The 15736-nt window shown below is 40.7% G+C and carries 13 protein-coding genes and 1 pseudogene; 6 read left to right on the plus strand and 8 right to left on the minus strand.

The genetic code is table 11. The annotated features are described in order from the left end of the window. Window position 1: 1 nt before the first annotated feature. Together AAGU76_RS09540 and AAGU76_RS09545 are read right to left on the minus strand one after the other, a co-directional pair. On the minus strand, window positions 2-1735 hold the full coding sequence (locus AAGU76_RS09540; RefSeq protein ID WP_342485246.1) for an ABC transporter ATP-binding protein: 1734 nt from the start codon (window positions 1733-1735) through the stop codon (window positions 2-4). After that, window positions 1725-3461 carry an ABC transporter ATP-binding protein gene (locus tag AAGU76_RS09545; protein WP_342485247.1) on the minus strand — a complete coding sequence of 579 codons (1737 nt, stop codon included), beginning with the start codon at window positions 3459-3461 and terminating at the stop codon, window positions 1725-1727. Before AAGU76_RS09545 ends, AAGU76_RS09540 begins: the two co-directional genes overlap by 11 nt. Before the next feature lie 824 nt (window positions 3462-4285). Between AAGU76_RS09545 and AAGU76_RS09550 the strand changes: the two genes are divergently transcribed. Beyond that, entirely contained in the window at window positions 4286-5635 is a 1350-nt protein-coding gene (locus AAGU76_RS09550) for a sodium:alanine symporter family protein (RefSeq protein WP_342485248.1), read from the plus strand. Window positions 5636-5691: 56 nt separating this feature from the next. Here the strand turns inward: AAGU76_RS09550 and AAGU76_RS09555 are convergent, their stop codons facing one another. Both AAGU76_RS09555 and AAGU76_RS09560 read right to left on the minus strand, forming a co-directional pair. Then, the gene (locus AAGU76_RS09555) at window positions 5692-7419 is read right to left on the minus strand and encodes an S-layer homology domain-containing protein (RefSeq protein ID WP_342485249.1); all 1728 of its coding nucleotides are present in this window, start codon (window positions 7417-7419) and stop codon (window positions 5692-5694) included. Window positions 7420-7534: 115 nt separating this feature from the next. Continuing rightward, window positions 7535-8236: a phenylalanine--tRNA ligase beta subunit-related protein gene (locus AAGU76_RS09560; protein ID WP_342485250.1), complete on the minus strand. Its 702-nt coding sequence runs from the start codon at window positions 8234-8236 to the stop codon at window positions 7535-7537. Between the two features lie 175 nt (window positions 8237-8411). Here AAGU76_RS09560 and AAGU76_RS09565 point away from each other — a divergent pair, with 175 nt between their 5' ends. The 4 genes and pseudogenes from AAGU76_RS09565 to AAGU76_RS09580 all read left to right on the plus strand — a co-directional run bounded on the left by AAGU76_RS09565 (window position 8412) and on the right by AAGU76_RS09580 (window position 10454). Then, a complete protein-coding gene (locus tag AAGU76_RS09565) occupies window positions 8412-8948 on the plus strand; it encodes a spore coat protein (protein WP_342485251.1) in 537 nt (178 codons plus the stop codon). 414 nt (window positions 8949-9362) lie between these two features. Beyond that, window positions 9363-9626 (plus strand): hypothetical protein, encoded by a 264-nt coding sequence (locus AAGU76_RS09570; RefSeq protein ID WP_342485252.1) that lies wholly within the window; start codon window positions 9363-9365, stop codon window positions 9624-9626. A 24-nt stretch (window positions 9627-9650) separates the two neighbouring features. Next, window positions 9651-10049 (plus strand): annotated as a pseudogene (locus tag AAGU76_RS09575) (C-GCAxxG-C-C family (seleno)protein); the annotation flags it as partial. Window positions 10050-10250: 201 nt separating this feature from the next. Further along, complete coding sequence (locus AAGU76_RS09580) at window positions 10251-10454, plus strand: twin-arginine translocase TatA/TatE family subunit (RefSeq protein ID WP_342485253.1); 204 nt, start codon at window positions 10251-10253, stop codon at window positions 10452-10454. A gap of 106 nt (window positions 10455-10560) precedes the next feature. Here AAGU76_RS09580 and AAGU76_RS09585 read toward each other — a convergent pair whose 3' ends face one another. Both AAGU76_RS09585 and AAGU76_RS09590 read right to left on the minus strand, forming a co-directional pair. Continuing rightward, window positions 10561-11487 carry an NAD(P)H-hydrate dehydratase gene (locus AAGU76_RS09585; RefSeq protein WP_342485254.1) on the minus strand — a complete coding sequence of 309 codons (927 nt, stop codon included), beginning with the start codon at window positions 11485-11487 and terminating at the stop codon, window positions 10561-10563. Window positions 11488-11671: 184 nt separating this feature from the next. Continuing rightward, complete coding sequence (locus AAGU76_RS09590) at window positions 11672-12115, minus strand: universal stress protein (protein WP_342485255.1); 444 nt, start codon at window positions 12113-12115, stop codon at window positions 11672-11674. A gap of 170 nt (window positions 12116-12285) precedes the next feature. Between AAGU76_RS09590 and AAGU76_RS09595 the strand changes: the two genes are divergently transcribed. Further along, on the plus strand, window positions 12286-12657 hold the full coding sequence (locus AAGU76_RS09595) for a metal-dependent transcriptional regulator (protein WP_342485256.1): 372 nt from the start codon (window positions 12286-12288) through the stop codon (window positions 12655-12657). 47 nt (window positions 12658-12704) lie between these two features. Here the strand turns inward: AAGU76_RS09595 and AAGU76_RS09600 are convergent, their stop codons facing one another. Both AAGU76_RS09600 and AAGU76_RS09605 read right to left on the minus strand, forming a co-directional pair. After that, window positions 12705-15167 (minus strand): GGDEF domain-containing protein, encoded by a 2463-nt coding sequence (locus tag AAGU76_RS09600; RefSeq protein WP_342485257.1) that lies wholly within the window; start codon window positions 15165-15167, stop codon window positions 12705-12707. Window positions 15168-15212: 45 nt separating this feature from the next. Then, window positions 15213-15686, minus strand: coding sequence for a VanZ family protein (locus tag AAGU76_RS09605; RefSeq protein WP_342485258.1), 474 nt, complete (start codon window positions 15684-15686; stop codon window positions 15213-15215). Window positions 15687-15736: the final 50 nt, after the last annotated feature.

Genomic DNA, 15736 nt, shown 5'->3' on the forward strand with positions numbered 1-15736 from the left:
TTCATTTCGACCAGATTAACTTTTCAAGCTTAATGCGGCTTCTGTACCATTCGTCACTTTTAAGCAGCTCTTCCGGCTTACCGTAATTTTTAAGTTTTCCTCTTTCAAGTATGGCAACCTTGTCAGCTGAAACCATGGATGACAGCCTGTGGGATATTGTAAGCACGGTCCTGTTTCCACCCGCCTTCTCCAGAACCGACACGACTTTATCTTCGGTTACCGAATCAAGATTTGCTGTTATCTCATCAAGCAACAGAATGGGGGGATTTGCGACGATGGCTCTGGCTATGGATAAAAGCTGCTTTTGACCCTGGGAAAACATACCTTCACCACTAACCACAGTGTCGTAGCCGTTTTCTAGATTCTCCACATAATCGCCAAGCCCCACCATCTCAACCGCATTTTTGACCTGAGCCATGGTTATATCCCTGTCTCCCAGGCTTACCTGGTCAGCCACGGTCCCCTTGACCATATGAAAGTTTTGCTCCACATAGCCGAATATTTTTCTCTTGTTATGGTTAGGTATGGTAAAGACGTCGGTTCCGTTGATTGTAATCTTTCCTTCCACAGGCTTAAGCAGACCGGCAATGAGCTTGAACAATGTTGACTTCCCCACTCCTGTTCTTCCCACAAAGGTGACTTTTTCACCGTGGTTTATTTCCATGCTTATATTTTTTAGAACCTCACTTCCTTTTTCATATGCAAAGGATACATTGTCGAAGTGTATGTGGATGTTGTTAAGGGTAAGTTCTTTTTCAAGCTCTTCCTTAAGGTCTTCTTCCTCTGCAAAAAACTCATTTATTCTTTTCACTCCCGATATGGATTTCTGTATGCTCTGCAGCTCCATTCCCAGGTTTTCAACCGGTGTAAACAGACTTGCTATGAGGTCGATGCTTGCAGCTGCCGTGCCCAATGATATGCCGAAAAAACCTGTCTCACCGGCAGAAAGCATTGCTATTATGGCAATGACCACCGCCCTCATCATCCTGATTACGGGAGAGAAGATTGAATCATAGAAATTCACCTTTTCCAGCGTCTGATAGTTTTTCTCAAGAACTGACGCATACTTTTTTTCCATGTAATGTTCCTTTGAAAAGGATTTAATCATGAGCACGTTCCTGAAGCTTTCCGAAATGTGACTGTTCACTTCGCCAATCTGCTTTCGGTTTTCAACCTGGGATGAAAGCATCCTCTTCTGAAAAAACCTGGTTGCAGCATATATAAGAGGAAGAATGATAAGCGAAATCACTCCTAAGGAAGAGCTGAAGTAAAACATGGAAAAAATTACTCCCGCTATCTTGAAGATGTCTGCAGTCATTCCTGCTATTCCGGATGTGAACATGGAACTTACGGCATCAACATCGTTGGTAAGTCTTGAAACAATCTGCCCTGTCTCGTTCGCGGAGAAGTAAGAGGCCCTGACTTTTTCCAGCTTTTCCATCATGTCGAGTCTCACGTCCTTTGTGATTTTCTGTCCCAGAATGGTCAGCAAAGCTTCTTTCAGAAAGTTCAGCACTCCGGTAAGAACAATGACCAGTATGTACATAAATCCCATATATAACAGGCCATCTGGCCTTTTCAGATTGAAATTGTAATCTATGAGTTTTTTCAATATAAGAGGAGGTACCAGGTTTGCTGCTGAAGCAGCAGCAGTGACCGCTGCAAGCAGCAGCACCATTATTCTGTTTCGTGAGGCCGTACCCATTACAGAATTCCTAACGCTTTTATATTTCATCTTCATCACCTGCATTCTGCTGCAAATTGTATATTTCCCTGTAAAGAGGAGATTTTTCAAGCAGTTCATAGTGGTTCATAACCATCGTTTCCTTACCGCTTTCCATGAACAAAACCTTGTCTGTCTTCTCAAATATGGAAAGCCTGTGAGATATGATCAAAATAAGGCTGTCTTTATAGTTTGTCCTTAAATTTAATATTATCCTTTCCTCAGTCTTCATGTCAACGGAAGCAAAAGGATCGTCAAGTATTATTATACTGTTTTTGTTAAACAGTGTCCTGGCAAGAGCAAGTCTTGACTGCTGCCCACCGCTGAGCCTAACACCGCGGTTGCCTACCATGGTATCCTGTCCTTTTGGCATTTCATCCATATCCGTACCAAAACATACGTCCATGATAACTTCATGAATGCTGCCGGTGCTGCCCAGTGTTATGTTGTTGTAAATGGTGTCTGTCATAAGCTCAGTGTTATGTCCCATGTATGATATTATTGAACTTCTTTCATTTTCGGACATGCAATTAAGCTCTCTGCCGTTTATCTTAATGCTTCCACTGTAAGGATAGAGGCCAAGAAATGATAGTCCCAAAGTGGACTTTCCGCAGGCCACCGGTCCCGTTATTCCGACAATTTCACCTTGACCAGCCTCAAAGCATATGTTCTGTATAATGTCTTCCTTTGAGCCTGGATAGGAAAAGCTGAGGTTATCAACAACAAGGCTGATTTTATCATTGTCTGTCCACACTTTATCATCATGCTCCCTACAATCAGTGAGAAAAGTCCTGATCCTATTCCAGGAAATCTGTGACTTCTGCACTGAATTGAAAAGCTTGGCAGCCTTGCTTGCCTTGAGAGCCAGGTCGCCAAACATTGCTACATAAGCAGAAAATGTTCCTATGGTCCATATCCCCTCTATAACCTTTAACCCTGCAAAGTAGATAACCGTCACAATTCCCATCATGGCTATGGCATTGTAGATGGGGTGCATTGAATTTTCAAGGAGGTTTGCCTGTATTGCCTTTGTCTTCAGATCATCAAGTTCGTTTCTATAATTAAGTCTGTTTTGTTCTTCAATTCCGCTTATTCGATAAAGCATGGCATTTTCCACAGCGTTGTATGTCAGCTCTGCCACTTCGCTGGATTTCGTCCTGTAGTCTGTTGAGTATCGGTATATGACGGTCTTAAGCTTCTCCGCAAGAACCATGGCTGCAGGAACAAATATTATCGATGAAACCGTCAGCTTCACATCGTAAGAGAGCATGTAGACAAAGTATGCCGCCATCATAACTCCTGTGTCAAATACTTCCGTCGTGAACTTTCTCATTCCTTCCACGCAAAGCTCCACATCGGAAACTGCCCTTGTGGTCAGGTTGCCTGCACTTTCCTTGTCAAGTTCTTCTTTTTTCATGTTCATTATGTTGTTGTATATCATGAAGCGCATTACAGCACCTGTACGGTTTGCAAAACGCCTTATGTAAAACCGTTTGAAATACCTGAAAATCTGTATCATGGCTATTACAGCCATAAAGTTTGCACCGGCTCTAAGCGTCTCGTCAGAGCCCTGGGCAATTGAATCAATAAGCCTGCCCTGGTAAACAGGCCCCCTAACCATTGAGATGTTGTACGCCAGCCCGAAAACAACAATGCACAGGACGGCAAATTTTTCTTTCTTCCAGTAATTGATTACCTTATTTGGTTCTTTCATTGGCTTGATATTTATATTTGACATATGCTCACCTTTATCTATTATATAACGCATTATATAATATTGTAACAAGTATTACAACCAATTTTATTTGCAGTACGCATAAAAAATCTATGATCATAATTCATTTAACATTACATAAAAACCGAAAATCAAGATATCATAGTAATGCCGTAATTGACAAATTGCCAGTTTCACGAAGTCAGAAAACCATTTCACTTTTCTTTATGCAGTTTTGCATGTTATTTTTTTAACTTTATGTTAATATTTTGTAAGAAATTATTATTTCTTTACCTCATATTACAAATTAATTTAATGTTTTAGTTTGAAATACAGGCCACTTGTTTCTAATATGAAGAATTTTTCATTTTATTGTATTTGAATATAATATATTTTTATGGTATAATTCAAATGAAAACGTTCCTTACTGACTAAAAGGTATAAATGTAATCAGATTTCTTCACTAAAGACTTAAACTGGGAACCGCCTTCTCCTTTGATTCTCACTTGGCCTTTACCTTCATTTCATATCTTGATTTATTTTATTAACCCTTCCAAATCTTCATGTCATTATCTATAACCGTCGGCGGATTTATTAGCTTTTTTGCCTGGTTTAAAAAGCCTATTATCAGCATTAAATATGCTGCTGTAGACTAAGCAATTTTTTTGTTCTTCAATTCAACGCTTGGTTTTTCAGAAGCGATAAATCAATTAAAAAATTGAGTAATAAATTTTCAAGCATTTACCCTTAGTCAGAAAAACAATTTCAGTTTTTCGGTATAATTAATATTTTGTTTTTTTTTAATATTATTGGTAAACATATTGATACAACAATTTTTGGAGGTATTTATGGAAACAATTATGAACATTAACGACCTTGTTAACGGAATAGTTTGGGGACCGCCTATATTGATTTTAATTGTAGGAGTAGGCTTGTATCTTTCTTTTAGAACCGGTTTCTTTTCAATAACAAAGTTGGGTTATATACTTAAAAACACCTTGTTAAAAATGTTCACAAAGGAACAGAAAGGAGAAGGCGAAGTAACGGCATTTCAGGCAGTTGCCACAGCTTTGGCAGCAACGGTTGGAACAGGAAACATTGCAGGTGTTGCAACAGCCATAGCAGCCGGAGGTCCCGGAGCTGTGTTCTGGATGTGGGTTGCGGCTGTACTGGGTATGACTACAAAGTTTGCAGAAGTTGTTCTTGCAGTTAACTATAGAGAAAAAACAGAGGACGGCCGTTTCGTAGGAGGTCCTATGTACTACATCAAGAAGGGCTTGGGTTGGAACTGGCTTGCAGTATTGTTCGCATTGTTTGGAGCCTTGGCTGCATTCGGCATAGGAAACATGGTACAGTCAAACTCCGTTGCTGCAGCATTGCAATCATCTTTCAATCTTAATCCTTGGATTACAGGTGTTGTGCTGGCAGTAATTACTGCAATGGTTATTATAGGAGGAATCAAAAGAATAGGTGCATTCACAGAAAAACTGGTTCCCTTTATGGCTGCTATTTACATTATTGGCGGTCTTATAATAATCATCGCCAACATCTCAAAAGTTCCGGCAGCTTTCGCATTGATATTCTCATCAGCATTCACAGGAAAAGCAGCCGTAGGCGGTTTTGCAGGCGCAACCATTGCAAAGGCTATTAGGTTCGGTGTTGCCCGCGGAGTATTCACCAACGAAGCAGGTCTTGGTTCTGCTCCTATAGCTCACGCTGCAGCTACAACAGACCACCCTGTTCGCCAGGGCCTTTGGGGAGTGTTTGAGGTATTTGCAGACACATTGGTAATCTGCTCAATAACAGCTCTTGCCATCATTACATCAGGAGCTTGGGAATCCGGTCTTACAGGTGCGGCTCTTACTACAGCAGCATTTAACCAATCAATACCCGGCGGCGGTTATATTGTATCAATCGGTATAGTGCTCTTTGCTTTCTCAACAATAGTTGGCTGGGAATATTACGGCGAAAGATGCCTTGAATATCTGCTCGGACCTAAATCAATAATGATCTACAGAATTATATGGATACCGTTTGTACTGGTAGGAGCCATTGGAGGATTGGAATTCGTGTGGAGCTTAGCAGACACATTGAACGGTCTCATGGCTATACCTAACCTTATAGCAGTTCTTGTACTCAGCGGAACAGTGTTCAAGCTGACAAAAGAATTCTTTGAAAAGGAAAAGGTTGGCAAGTAACCTTATAACTATAAAAAAATGCTAATCCAAATGGATTAGCATTTTTATTATTAATCTTAATCTTCTACTGTTATTTCAATTACGCCGTCATATTCCTTGGTGCCGTCGAATGCCTTGAAGTTAATTGTTACGATGTCATCAGCAGTGTCAGTATCTTCAACCTGAATGTATTTCATGGAGATTATGTCACTTAAGTCATACTTCGTACTCTTGTTTACATTCACAAAGCTGCTGCCTGTTTTTATCTGAAGAGTTCCCTGATCCGGAAGTTCAAATTGAACGTTGTCAAGAGCATTAAACACGTCTTGTGTGAATATCTCGTCATTATCTGTCAAGTCATCCAGTTCGTCTTCAAAATCAAATACCAGGTTGTCGTCATCTTCTTCATCCACTGAAAGTTTCATAGTCGGAATTTCCTGAACTTCCTTCACTGTTACTTGAACAATTCCCTCGTATGCATCTTCACCGTCATATGCAGTGTATTTCACTTCAACCTTGCCTGTGAAATCCGCATTAGGCACAAACACTATGTGGTCCAGGTCTTCATCTTCAAACTCGTCATCATTGTCAATCTTATAGTCACCGGAATCATCAAAATCGTTGTCTGTTAACGATACGTTGTAATACATCTTAACTTTTGAAGGAACTTCAAATTTGAATTCATCCAAAATGCTGTTGAAGCTGCTTTCTTTGAATCTGAGCAGTGTGTTTTCATCCATGCTGTACTTGATTGTGCTCAGCTCTTCGAAATCTTCCTCTTCTTCTTCATCAACATTAACCGTTATTTTGATGAGTCCCTTGTAAGTGTTGTCATCATCAGTTGTTACCTTGTACAGGATGTAGGTTGTTCCGCTGTAACCGTCTTTCGGTACGAATGTGACTTTGTCTATCAGCTTGTGGTCACTGCTGCTGCCGTCATAGTACTTGGTGTTTTCATCAACCAGCGTGTTCTTGCTGGCATCTTCATCATAGTCATAGTACAATGTTCCGTTCTTTACGGGAAAAATGAATCTTACATATTCAAATTCCTCATCTTCAACATTGAATGCTTTTGTGAAGTCAGCATCATTGAATGTTACATAATCATCGTCTTCCTCAATTGTGTATGTTATATCTTTAATGTCTTTTTCTTCGTCAACTTCGCCGTCATACTCTTCTCCGGTCAGAACATAGTAAAGCATCAGTGCTATGTCCTGTCTTGTTGCGTAGTCCTTCAACTCATTCTTGAAGATGTCACGAAGCTCATCGCCTATTTCTTCAGGATCAAAATCGTCGTACAGTTCTTCAAATCCAAGCATCACGTTATTGTTGGCCACTGAAACGGATCTTTCGACCATTAGTATGGCTTCCTCCACTGTAACCAGTTTGTTGGGATTGAAGTTCTTGCCGTCTGTTCCCTTAACAATACCCAGCTTTTTAGCAGTCATTATGGCTTCATAGAAATAGTCTGAATCTCCCACATCCAGAAAGTCTTCTGTGAATGTGTCGATTGTAACACTCAGTTTGAAGGCTCTGGCAATCATCACTGCTATATCACCGCGCTTCACATAGTCCGTAAAGCCAAACACATCTTCACCGGATGTATCCTTGCCGTAACCAAACATGATTTGCTTTTCCTTCATGTACTTTGCAGCTTCCTGGTAGGTGTTTTGTGTTCTTTCGAGCTTTTTAGCCTGACCAAACGGCATTCCGTTCGGCGACATGGCAGCGAAAGCAGCCGTTGTGAAAATCATGCTGAACACAACCACCAATGCCAAAATTTGAATCGTGCGTTTCTTGTTCATAAATTTCCCTCCAATTTACAATATATTTAATTTATATTACCGTATCGTGGTGTTACAAGATACATAATAAAATTCGTACTGACAATTTGTTTTTTGGGGGTATGTTATAACAATACTAGAATTCTATGGAAGGATTGTCTATATCAACCACATACCTTTTTACCCTGCCCTTGAACCTGTCAGTGACCAGCTGTTCAATATGGTCCATTGCATTTTTAAGTGTTGAGCCTTCACAGTATTCAAAGCCCACAAGCTGAAAAAATACACTGCTGCTGTCGTTTGTAAGCTTGCCCAGCTCGCTTTGCCTCCACACCCATTTCAGAGTCTGAACCACATTTCCGCTGGTGAATACAAGCTCGCCTTCAGGAACATCCTCATAGCTTTCTGCTCCGAATGGAAGAAAAATGTCGCCTTTTCTGCTGTAACGTACTTCAAGATCTTCATGTATGTCCCTGAGGTCGTGTCCTCCCAATGATATTCCGTTCTCTATGGATACGGCGTTGCACAGGTCAACCAGAGCGTTTATTACCGGAAGCTGACCTCCTTTTATAATCCTTTTAAACATCGCTTCCACAGACGGAGGATATTTGTTTGGGTTTATTCCGGATTTCGTCATCACATCCCTGTACATTTCAACATTGTGAAGACTTCTCAGCTCCTCCGGCTTTATATTCTGTCTCATCTTTGATTCGGCTTTTCTGAGTCTTTCCTCATCTGCCGGTGACGTATCGGAATTAACTATGTCTTCTCCGACTAATATTCCGAATTTTATGTCCTTTTTCAGCTCAAATACTGATTTGTCGATAGTATAACGCATTTTAGTCTCCTTAGAACTTTAGTCTCATTAGCAAATGTTGCCAGAATAATAATATCATTATAATATTAATTGAATAGATAGACAACTTGTTTTATGTAAAACCTTTAAAATCTAAAAAATATTTTTACGGATAGATTTCTCCATTTTGAAAATAATATTGTAAGGAGGTGTTTATATGAATTTTTCAACAAAAGAAAGATATCTTCTCGAAGATCAAAAAAACCATGAAAAAATATGTATCCAGAAGTATTCCAACTACGCAAACCTGGCATCGGATCAGCAGCTTAAAAATATCTTTAAGCAGAACGGCCAGATCGAGCAGGAACATTACAACACAATCGACCAACTGCTCAAAGGTCAAATGCCTGCCATGAACCAGCAAGGCGGAGGTCAATCCGGTTCTTCGCAGTCCGGCTCGCAGCAGTCAGGTTCTATGCAGCAAAGCCAGCCTCAGATGCAGTCTATGATTTTCCAGAACACAAATCAGTCCGGCTCGCAAGGAAACTCAAACTTCAACACAAATGACAGGGATTTGTGCACAGACATGCTCATGACTGAAAAATACGTTTCAGGAGCATACAATACTGCCATTTTCGAGTTCAGAGATACACAGGTAAGAAATATCCTGAATCACATTCAAAAGGAAGAGCAGCAGCACGGAGAAGCAATATTCAAGTACATGGAAAGCAAGGGCATGTACCAGGCACAATAAAAAAAGTGGCTATGCCACTTTTTTTATTGTTGATCAATTCTGAAGTTTGCAATTTGCAAACATCATCAGTCATTTTATTACCTTTTTTGTTTTTTGTTTGTTTTTACCAATCTTTTCGTTCTCTAATTACTGATTTGTCAAATTTTTATTAATCTATGCTCGGAGCACCCCAAAATAACCTTGTATTAACTAATAAATTTCATAGTTTGATATAAAATTATTTTATACTGTATAAAGTTTTTTATAAAATTATTTTTTTACGACAAATGTTGGAATCATCAATTTTCTTTGATATTTCAATATAGATGAACCGGTTCATCGAAAATAATGCTTGTATTATTCGGTATATAATGCTATCATTTTATTAGAAGACATTTTTGTCTAACATATTATAATTATATTGGGAGAAATAATATGACAGAAAACAAACAAATCTCAAGGAAGGATTTTCTTAAGGGAATGGGTATGACTGTTGCGGGCGTAGCAGTAACCGGTTCTCTTGCAGGCGTGTTGACCGGATGTTCAACACAGGAAGCAGCACCGGCACCGGCAGCTCCAGCACCAGCAGCTGAAGCTTCCGCATTGCAAGCTCCTGCATGGCCGTTCACCTACACTAAAATTGATCCTGCAGTAGCCGAAGAAAGAGCTTACAAAGGCTATAAGGAAAAGGGCGGCTGAGGTGCCGGCGTAGCCGAAGGGTTCTTCGGTACATTGGCAGACCAGGTTGGATACCCGTTCAATCAGTATCCTGCGCAAATTTTTACTAACTACGGAGCAGGCTTCACTCAGGCTTCTCTATGCGGTTCCATCGGATGCGCTGCAGCCTGCATCGGAGCGGTATGCGATGCAGATACAGCTAAAGCTGTTTTGGGAGAGCTTGAAACCTGGTACAGAGGAGCAGAGCTTCCTATATATCAGCCTGAAAACCTTAATTTACCAACAACTGTGGCTGATTCAATATTGTGTGCGGATTCAGTTGGTAAATTTATGGAGAAATCAGGATACGCAATGGCTGACCCTGAGAGAAAAGCTCGTTGCGCAGGCGTTGCAGCAGATGTAACCAAAAAGATGGTTGAACTGCTTAACGCAAAATTTGCTTAATTTCTTGTTTACTTATTAGAATGGTAAAGTTTCCGGCAGATTATCTGCCGGAAACTTATGTCCGAAATAAACGGGGAGAAATCCTCGTTTTATTATTCAGCTGTACGCATTTTTGTTTGAGAGCTGTAATCCAGAGATAACATCTTGATTAAATCCGACAAATCGGTTAAAATACATTTCATAAAAGATAGGAGGTTTCATATGGGCAGAATCGGAGCACCCGAACTTATACTGATACTTGCAATTGCACTTGTCATCTTTGGGCCTTCCAAGCTTCCGGAGATTGGAAAATCCATAGGCGAAGCTTTTGGACAATTCAAGGCACAGGCCAACAAGGCTACTGAAGATATAAAAACAGAATCACAAAAGGAAGATTCAAACGAAGATGAAGAAAAGAAGGGTTAATCTTTCTTAGCTAAGGAAGAGAGTTACCACTATCCTCATTTGTGAAAACAAGTTGAGGTTTTTTTTTGCTTAGGTTCCGGACAGCATTCCGGAACCATTTCCAATATTATTTCATTATTTCATTAAAGGCATGAGGCAGATATCTTATCAGGTCACCTGCAATCAGGGAGTATTCCCCCAATTCTGCTGCTGCCATGTCCCCGGACAGGCCGTGGATGTAAACAGCAGCCTTCAGAGCCTGTGTTATTTCAATTCCCTGTCCAATGAATGAAGCTATGATCCCTGTCAGAACATCACCGCTGCCGGCAGTAGCCATTCCCGGATTTCCCGTTGTGTTCACAAAGACTCTTCCATCCGGACAGGCAATAACCGTTCTGGCACCTTTCAGCACCAGGTATGAATCATATTGCGACGAGAAACTTCTGGCAGTTTCAGGAATGTTTTTTCTCAGTTCACCGGCGCTTGTTCCCAACAGTCTTGCCATTTCACCGTAATGAGGGGTCAAAACAATCTGCTGTCCATGCTTTTTCAGCAGCTTGAGATCCATTACATTTATCCCTTCTGCATCAATTACAAGCGGACATAGACATTCTGTCATAAGACTGTGTAAAATACTTTCATACTTGAATAAATTGGCACATCCCGAGCCTGTTGCAACAACATCGCCAAAGGCAAGGACTTCACTGCAGAGTTCATCAAAATACAGCTTTTCTTCGTTGAACGGGTGTGTTATGGCTTCAATGGACATGGATTCTACAACATTGTATATGGTATTCGGAATGAATCCTTTAACAAGACCGGCACCGCTTCTCAAGGCTGCGTTGAGATTTAGGACTGCAGCTCCGGCCATTCCCCTGGAGCCTGATACGAAGGCTACCTTTCCATATGTACCCTTGTGGGAATCTCTTTCTCTTTTACGTATTGCTCTTTTGACATCATCGACACCCGTTAAAACCAAATTGTCCTTTTCCAGTTCCGACTGTTCAATTTCTTCAGTAATTCCTATAATAAATTCATCAGTTTTTTTGTACATAGCATCACCTTTAAGTTATATGACCATAACACTATTTCATTATATCCCATGCGTCATGTAAAATCAATTTACTCCATTAATTTAAAATAAAAAAGTTGCTCCGCAACTCCGCTGGGGGGACCTATGTCCCCCGAACGCGCAAAACTGCTTCCGCATTTTTGCTGAGCACCCTTTTCTCACTTCTTTATTGTTCCAAAACCACAAATACGGGGCATGGTGCATCGGAAATAACCCTTTGTGTTACCGAACCGACGAAAAATCTCTTAACTTTTGAAAATCCTCTTCTGCCCATTACAATAAGGTCAAATGCTCCTTCAGCTGCCTCTCCCAGAATTTCCTCGTATGGTTGTCCAACAACAATTTTTTTCTGGATTCCTACACCGGAACAATCTACATTCTCAAGGAAGGAGTCCAAAAATTTCGTACCTGTTTCAACCATCTTCTGCTTCATCTCTTTGAAATCATATTCCATGTAAATTCCGTATTTTGTATGTCCAACCGTATCGGGAACATAAATAACATGCATGAAGGTTACTTCACTGCCAAACAGTTTGGCAAACTCAACAGCTTTTTCCGCAGCCTTTTGAGAAGCAGTCGAACCGTCTATGGGAACTAGTATTTTTTTCATATTGGTGCCTCCTTTATTATATTAGAAATGTTAAATTTTCTTATTCATTATAATTATACCTTATTTTTGAACTAGTAAACATTTATGGCATAATATTTAAGCTCTTTTCCCAATATTGATAATTTTCCAGGTCTGTGCTATAATCAGAAAAACAATTCAAGGAGGAAGCCATGATTCACGAATCCGGGGAGGACTACTTGGAAACCATATTGCTGCTTCATAACAGGAATGGTTATGTCCGCTCCATAGACATAGCCAACGTGCTGAACTATACAAAACCCAGCATCAGCAGAGCCATGAAAATACTGAAAAAATCGAAATACATAGACGTGGACAAAAATGGACACATTCTTCTGACCGAGCAAGGAAGAAAGACTGCTGAAAAAGTATACGAACGCCACATGACAATAGCAGACTTTTTGGTTGTATCACTTGGAGTAACAAAAGAAACTGCAGAAAAGGAATCCTGCAGAATAGAGCATATAATCAGTGAAGAAACATTTCATAAAATGAAGCTGTATCTTGAATCACATGTTGAATGATATCAAGTGTAAAGGCTCCTTTGAAAATTCAAAGGAGCCTTAAATGATTATTCATTATCCGTGTAAACCGCAAACTGGTTTCTTCCGTTTCTTTTTGCATGATAGAGAGCGTCATCCGCTTTCCTGTACATTTCCTCATAGTCCATGTCCTTATCAACAATGACCACGCCTATGCTCAGAGAAACATTTATGCCTTCAGACTGATTCACCACCATGTCGTTAAGCTTTTTGCACTTCGACCTTACAAACCTTTCGGAAGGGACATCCTTCATGTATACGCAAAACTCATCTCCTCCAAGCCTGCCAGCCACATCAGTGCTTCGGAAAGTCATTCTCAAAATCTCAGCCAGGGACTGCAGAACTTTATCGCCTGCGTAATGACCGTAATTGTCGTTAACTTCCTTGAAGTAATCCACATCAAGTATAATGAAAGCATCCATGGTGCCTTCCTTCCTGTTTTTCATGAGCTGGGCTATTTCTTCCTTGCTGGTTGCAACATTGTACAGGTCCGTAAGGCCGTCCCTTTCCGCCTTTCGAATCAGTTCCCGCTTTCTGGCGTTTTCTTCGCTTATGTCCGTAAGCTTGCCGATAATGTATTCGACTTTTTGTCCGCTACCGGAAAGCCTTGTGCTTGTAACCTTGAAACAGCCTTCGCTGCCATCTGCCAACGGAATGTTAATTTCATAGATTTGGTCAACATTGTCAACCAGGCTTCCGGGTTCCGAAAACTCTCTGCCCTGACTGACGATCAGCTCCTTAAGATGGTTTTTGTAGCCGCGGAGCATCCTTCCTGTTCCAAGAAGCTGTGCAAACTCTTCGGACAGTTTCAGTACGTCATCCCTGACGTTGTATTCAAAGATGTACTCATTGGAAATATCTGCAAGCAAAGTATAAAGCATGTTTTGCATCTTAAGCTTTTTGTTGGTATGGACTATATAAACAATGCCGGCTGCTATTAAGATAAACACAAGCGAAAGAAATACCGTAACCTCTTCGCCATATGCTTCAAGTACAAGCGGCACCGTAAGTTTTCTTGATGCCTGGGAAGTGGCTTCCAGAATGATGTTCTGCATTTTTTTATCATCGATTGAAATTATCGACTTGTTTATGATTGATTCCAGCAGCTTGTCATTGCTTAAAAAGCCCATGCAGTATTCTAATGTTTCCTGGATCTTTGGAACAGCAACTATGTTCTTATACTCGTTTTTTATCGTATAGAATGAAACAGAGTATACATTGCCGTACCCGTAATCTGCTATTCCGAATTCAACAGCATCCATAGCCGCTTCACGGGAATTGAAGAATATGGCATTTTCCCTGTTAACATCTTCAGGAAGCTCATATCCCACTATGGCTGCATATTTCTTGTTCTCCAATGAGCTGGGATACAGGGAGGATCTAATGAACATCACTATTCCGGTATCAAAATACGGGGTTGAAAGTGTCATCCGCGGAAATTCGTCTCTGTTATAGTTCAGCGGAACACCTAGTACTATGTCTGCATCCTTTTCCTTAAATATCCTGCTTATTGATTCCATTCCCACATATTCGATTTCAAACCCCGTCATGGAAGCTATTTCTTCCATTACTCCCTTGGAAACACCGTGTAGCTTTCCTTCCTTGTCAAAATATTGTATGGGTGCTATGCCGTCAGCTGCCAGTACCTTAAGCACAGGATTGTTTTCAATGTATTCTCTTTCTGCTTCAGTAAGCAGGAGGTTTGGAATCACATCAGTGAAATATTTTTTGTTAATTTTCGCCGTGAAATACGGATCTGTCTGGTCAATTTTGTTAAGAGCCATGTTGAGACCGTTCAGTATGAAGAAATCCCCTTTCGCCGCAGCAAAATAAAAGGGCTTCGATGAAAATTTTGCAATGGTCCTGGTGTTCTCCATTTTCTGCGTGCTAAGACCCAGCACTGCATCAGCCCTGCCGTCATCAAGAACTCTTCTCATTTCCTCATATGATTTAATTTCCACAAGCTCATATGTTATGTTGTTGGATGAGCAAAACTCCTCCAGCTCCCTAATCCTGTCACTGTCACCGCCCATGACGGCAATTTTCAGGTTTCTCATGGTCCTGTAGTCTTGTTCGCTAATCGTTTTATTCTCTGTGGAAACAGACAATGTATTGTATACCGTTCCGTACTGGTAGGCTGTTAAATCGGCAAAATCCGAAAATCCGTATACCTTCTCAACCGGTCCTACCAGATCTATTTCCCGGTTTTCGAGCATTTTTCGTATTTTTACTTTTTGCTCCAAAACATTCCCGTCAATTTCAACAAACTCGTACTGCCAGTTAGTGAACTGGGATATCTTCATCAGATAATCATAAGTATACCCGCTGTAGTTTCCTTCAATGTCCTTTTCCGCAAAACCTGGCTGCATAGGCAATGCAACCCTTACAACCATTTCCGTATGATTTTTCGGCTCTGCGGACACTTCGGCAAAAGAGAGCATAAGAACGCTGAATATTATGATTTTTTTGATGATACTTCCAAAAGTTATCATGTGTACTCCTCATTATTCAATGTTCTATACTCCCAACCCCTTTTGTTACCGTTTAAGTCTCATTAATTTGCCGGCTGCTCCGTTAAGGGCAGCACCTGCTGCTGCGCCAAGACTGTCAATCATCACATCCTTCAGCTGGCATCCCCTCCCAGGAACAAAAAGCTGATGAATTTCATCGCTGGCTGCATAAATCACGCAAATGCAAATGGATATCAAAAAAGCCCTTCGCCCTTGTATGCCGTTTTTATGCAACGCATGGGATGTCAAAACTCCAAGCAAAGCATACGCCGAAAAGTGTGCCATCTTGCGAACTAGATGGTTCAATTGCGTCACTATGTCGTTGATTGTGCTCATTTCTATATCCAGGGGCAATACTCTGCCCACCGTTTCCACAATCATCCTGGTAACGCCGCGGCTTAAGCTGTTTGAGCTGGCTGCAGGCTGTGCTGACAGCATAAATATTACAATCATCCATGCAACAGCAGGCACCCAGGACATCCATTTATTTTTTTTGCTCATTTTGCATTCCTTAAAATATTTAAATTATATTAACATTTTTATTACATTAC

It is taken from the genome of Sedimentibacter sp. (assembly GCF_038562225.1).
In the GTDB taxonomy this organism is placed as follows: Bacteria; Bacillota; Clostridia; order Tissierellales; family Sedimentibacteraceae; genus Sedimentibacter.

What these genes read in the sequence shown, in the direction of transcription:
- AAGU76_RS09540 (WP_342485246.1), bottom strand. Translation starts at nt 1,735, where the DNA reads ATGAAATATAAAAGCGTTAGGAATTCTGTAATGGGTACGGCCTCACGA.
- AAGU76_RS09545 (WP_342485247.1), bottom strand. Translation starts at nt 3,461, where the DNA reads ATGTCAAATATAAATATCAAGCCAATGAAAGAACCAAATAAGGTAATC.
- AAGU76_RS09550 (WP_342485248.1), top strand. Translation starts at nt 4,286, where the DNA reads ATGGAAACAATTATGAACATTAACGACCTTGTTAACGGAATAGTTTGG.
- AAGU76_RS09555 (WP_342485249.1), bottom strand. Translation starts at nt 7,419, where the DNA reads ATGAACAAGAAACGCACGATTCAAATTTTGGCATTGGTGGTTGTGTTC.
- AAGU76_RS09560 (WP_342485250.1), bottom strand. Translation starts at nt 8,236, where the DNA reads ATGCGTTATACTATCGACAAATCAGTATTTGAGCTGAAAAAGGACATA.
- AAGU76_RS09565 (WP_342485251.1), top strand. Translation starts at nt 8,412, where the DNA reads ATGAATTTTTCAACAAAAGAAAGATATCTTCTCGAAGATCAAAAAAAC.
- AAGU76_RS09570 (WP_342485252.1), top strand. Translation starts at nt 9,363, where the DNA reads ATGACAGAAAACAAACAAATCTCAAGGAAGGATTTTCTTAAGGGAATG.
- AAGU76_RS09580 (WP_342485253.1), top strand. Translation starts at nt 10,251, where the DNA reads ATGGGCAGAATCGGAGCACCCGAACTTATACTGATACTTGCAATTGCA.
- AAGU76_RS09585 (WP_342485254.1), bottom strand. Translation starts at nt 11,487, where the DNA reads ATGTACAAAAAAACTGATGAATTTATTATAGGAATTACTGAAGAAATT.
- AAGU76_RS09590 (WP_342485255.1), bottom strand. Translation starts at nt 12,115, where the DNA reads ATGAAAAAAATACTAGTTCCCATAGACGGTTCGACTGCTTCTCAAAAG.
- AAGU76_RS09595 (WP_342485256.1), top strand. Translation starts at nt 12,286, where the DNA reads ATGATTCACGAATCCGGGGAGGACTACTTGGAAACCATATTGCTGCTT.
- AAGU76_RS09600 (WP_342485257.1), bottom strand. Translation starts at nt 15,167, where the DNA reads ATGATAACTTTTGGAAGTATCATCAAAAAAATCATAATATTCAGCGTT.
- AAGU76_RS09605 (WP_342485258.1), bottom strand. Translation starts at nt 15,686, where the DNA reads ATGAGCAAAAAAAATAAATGGATGTCCTGGGTGCCTGCTGTTGCATGG.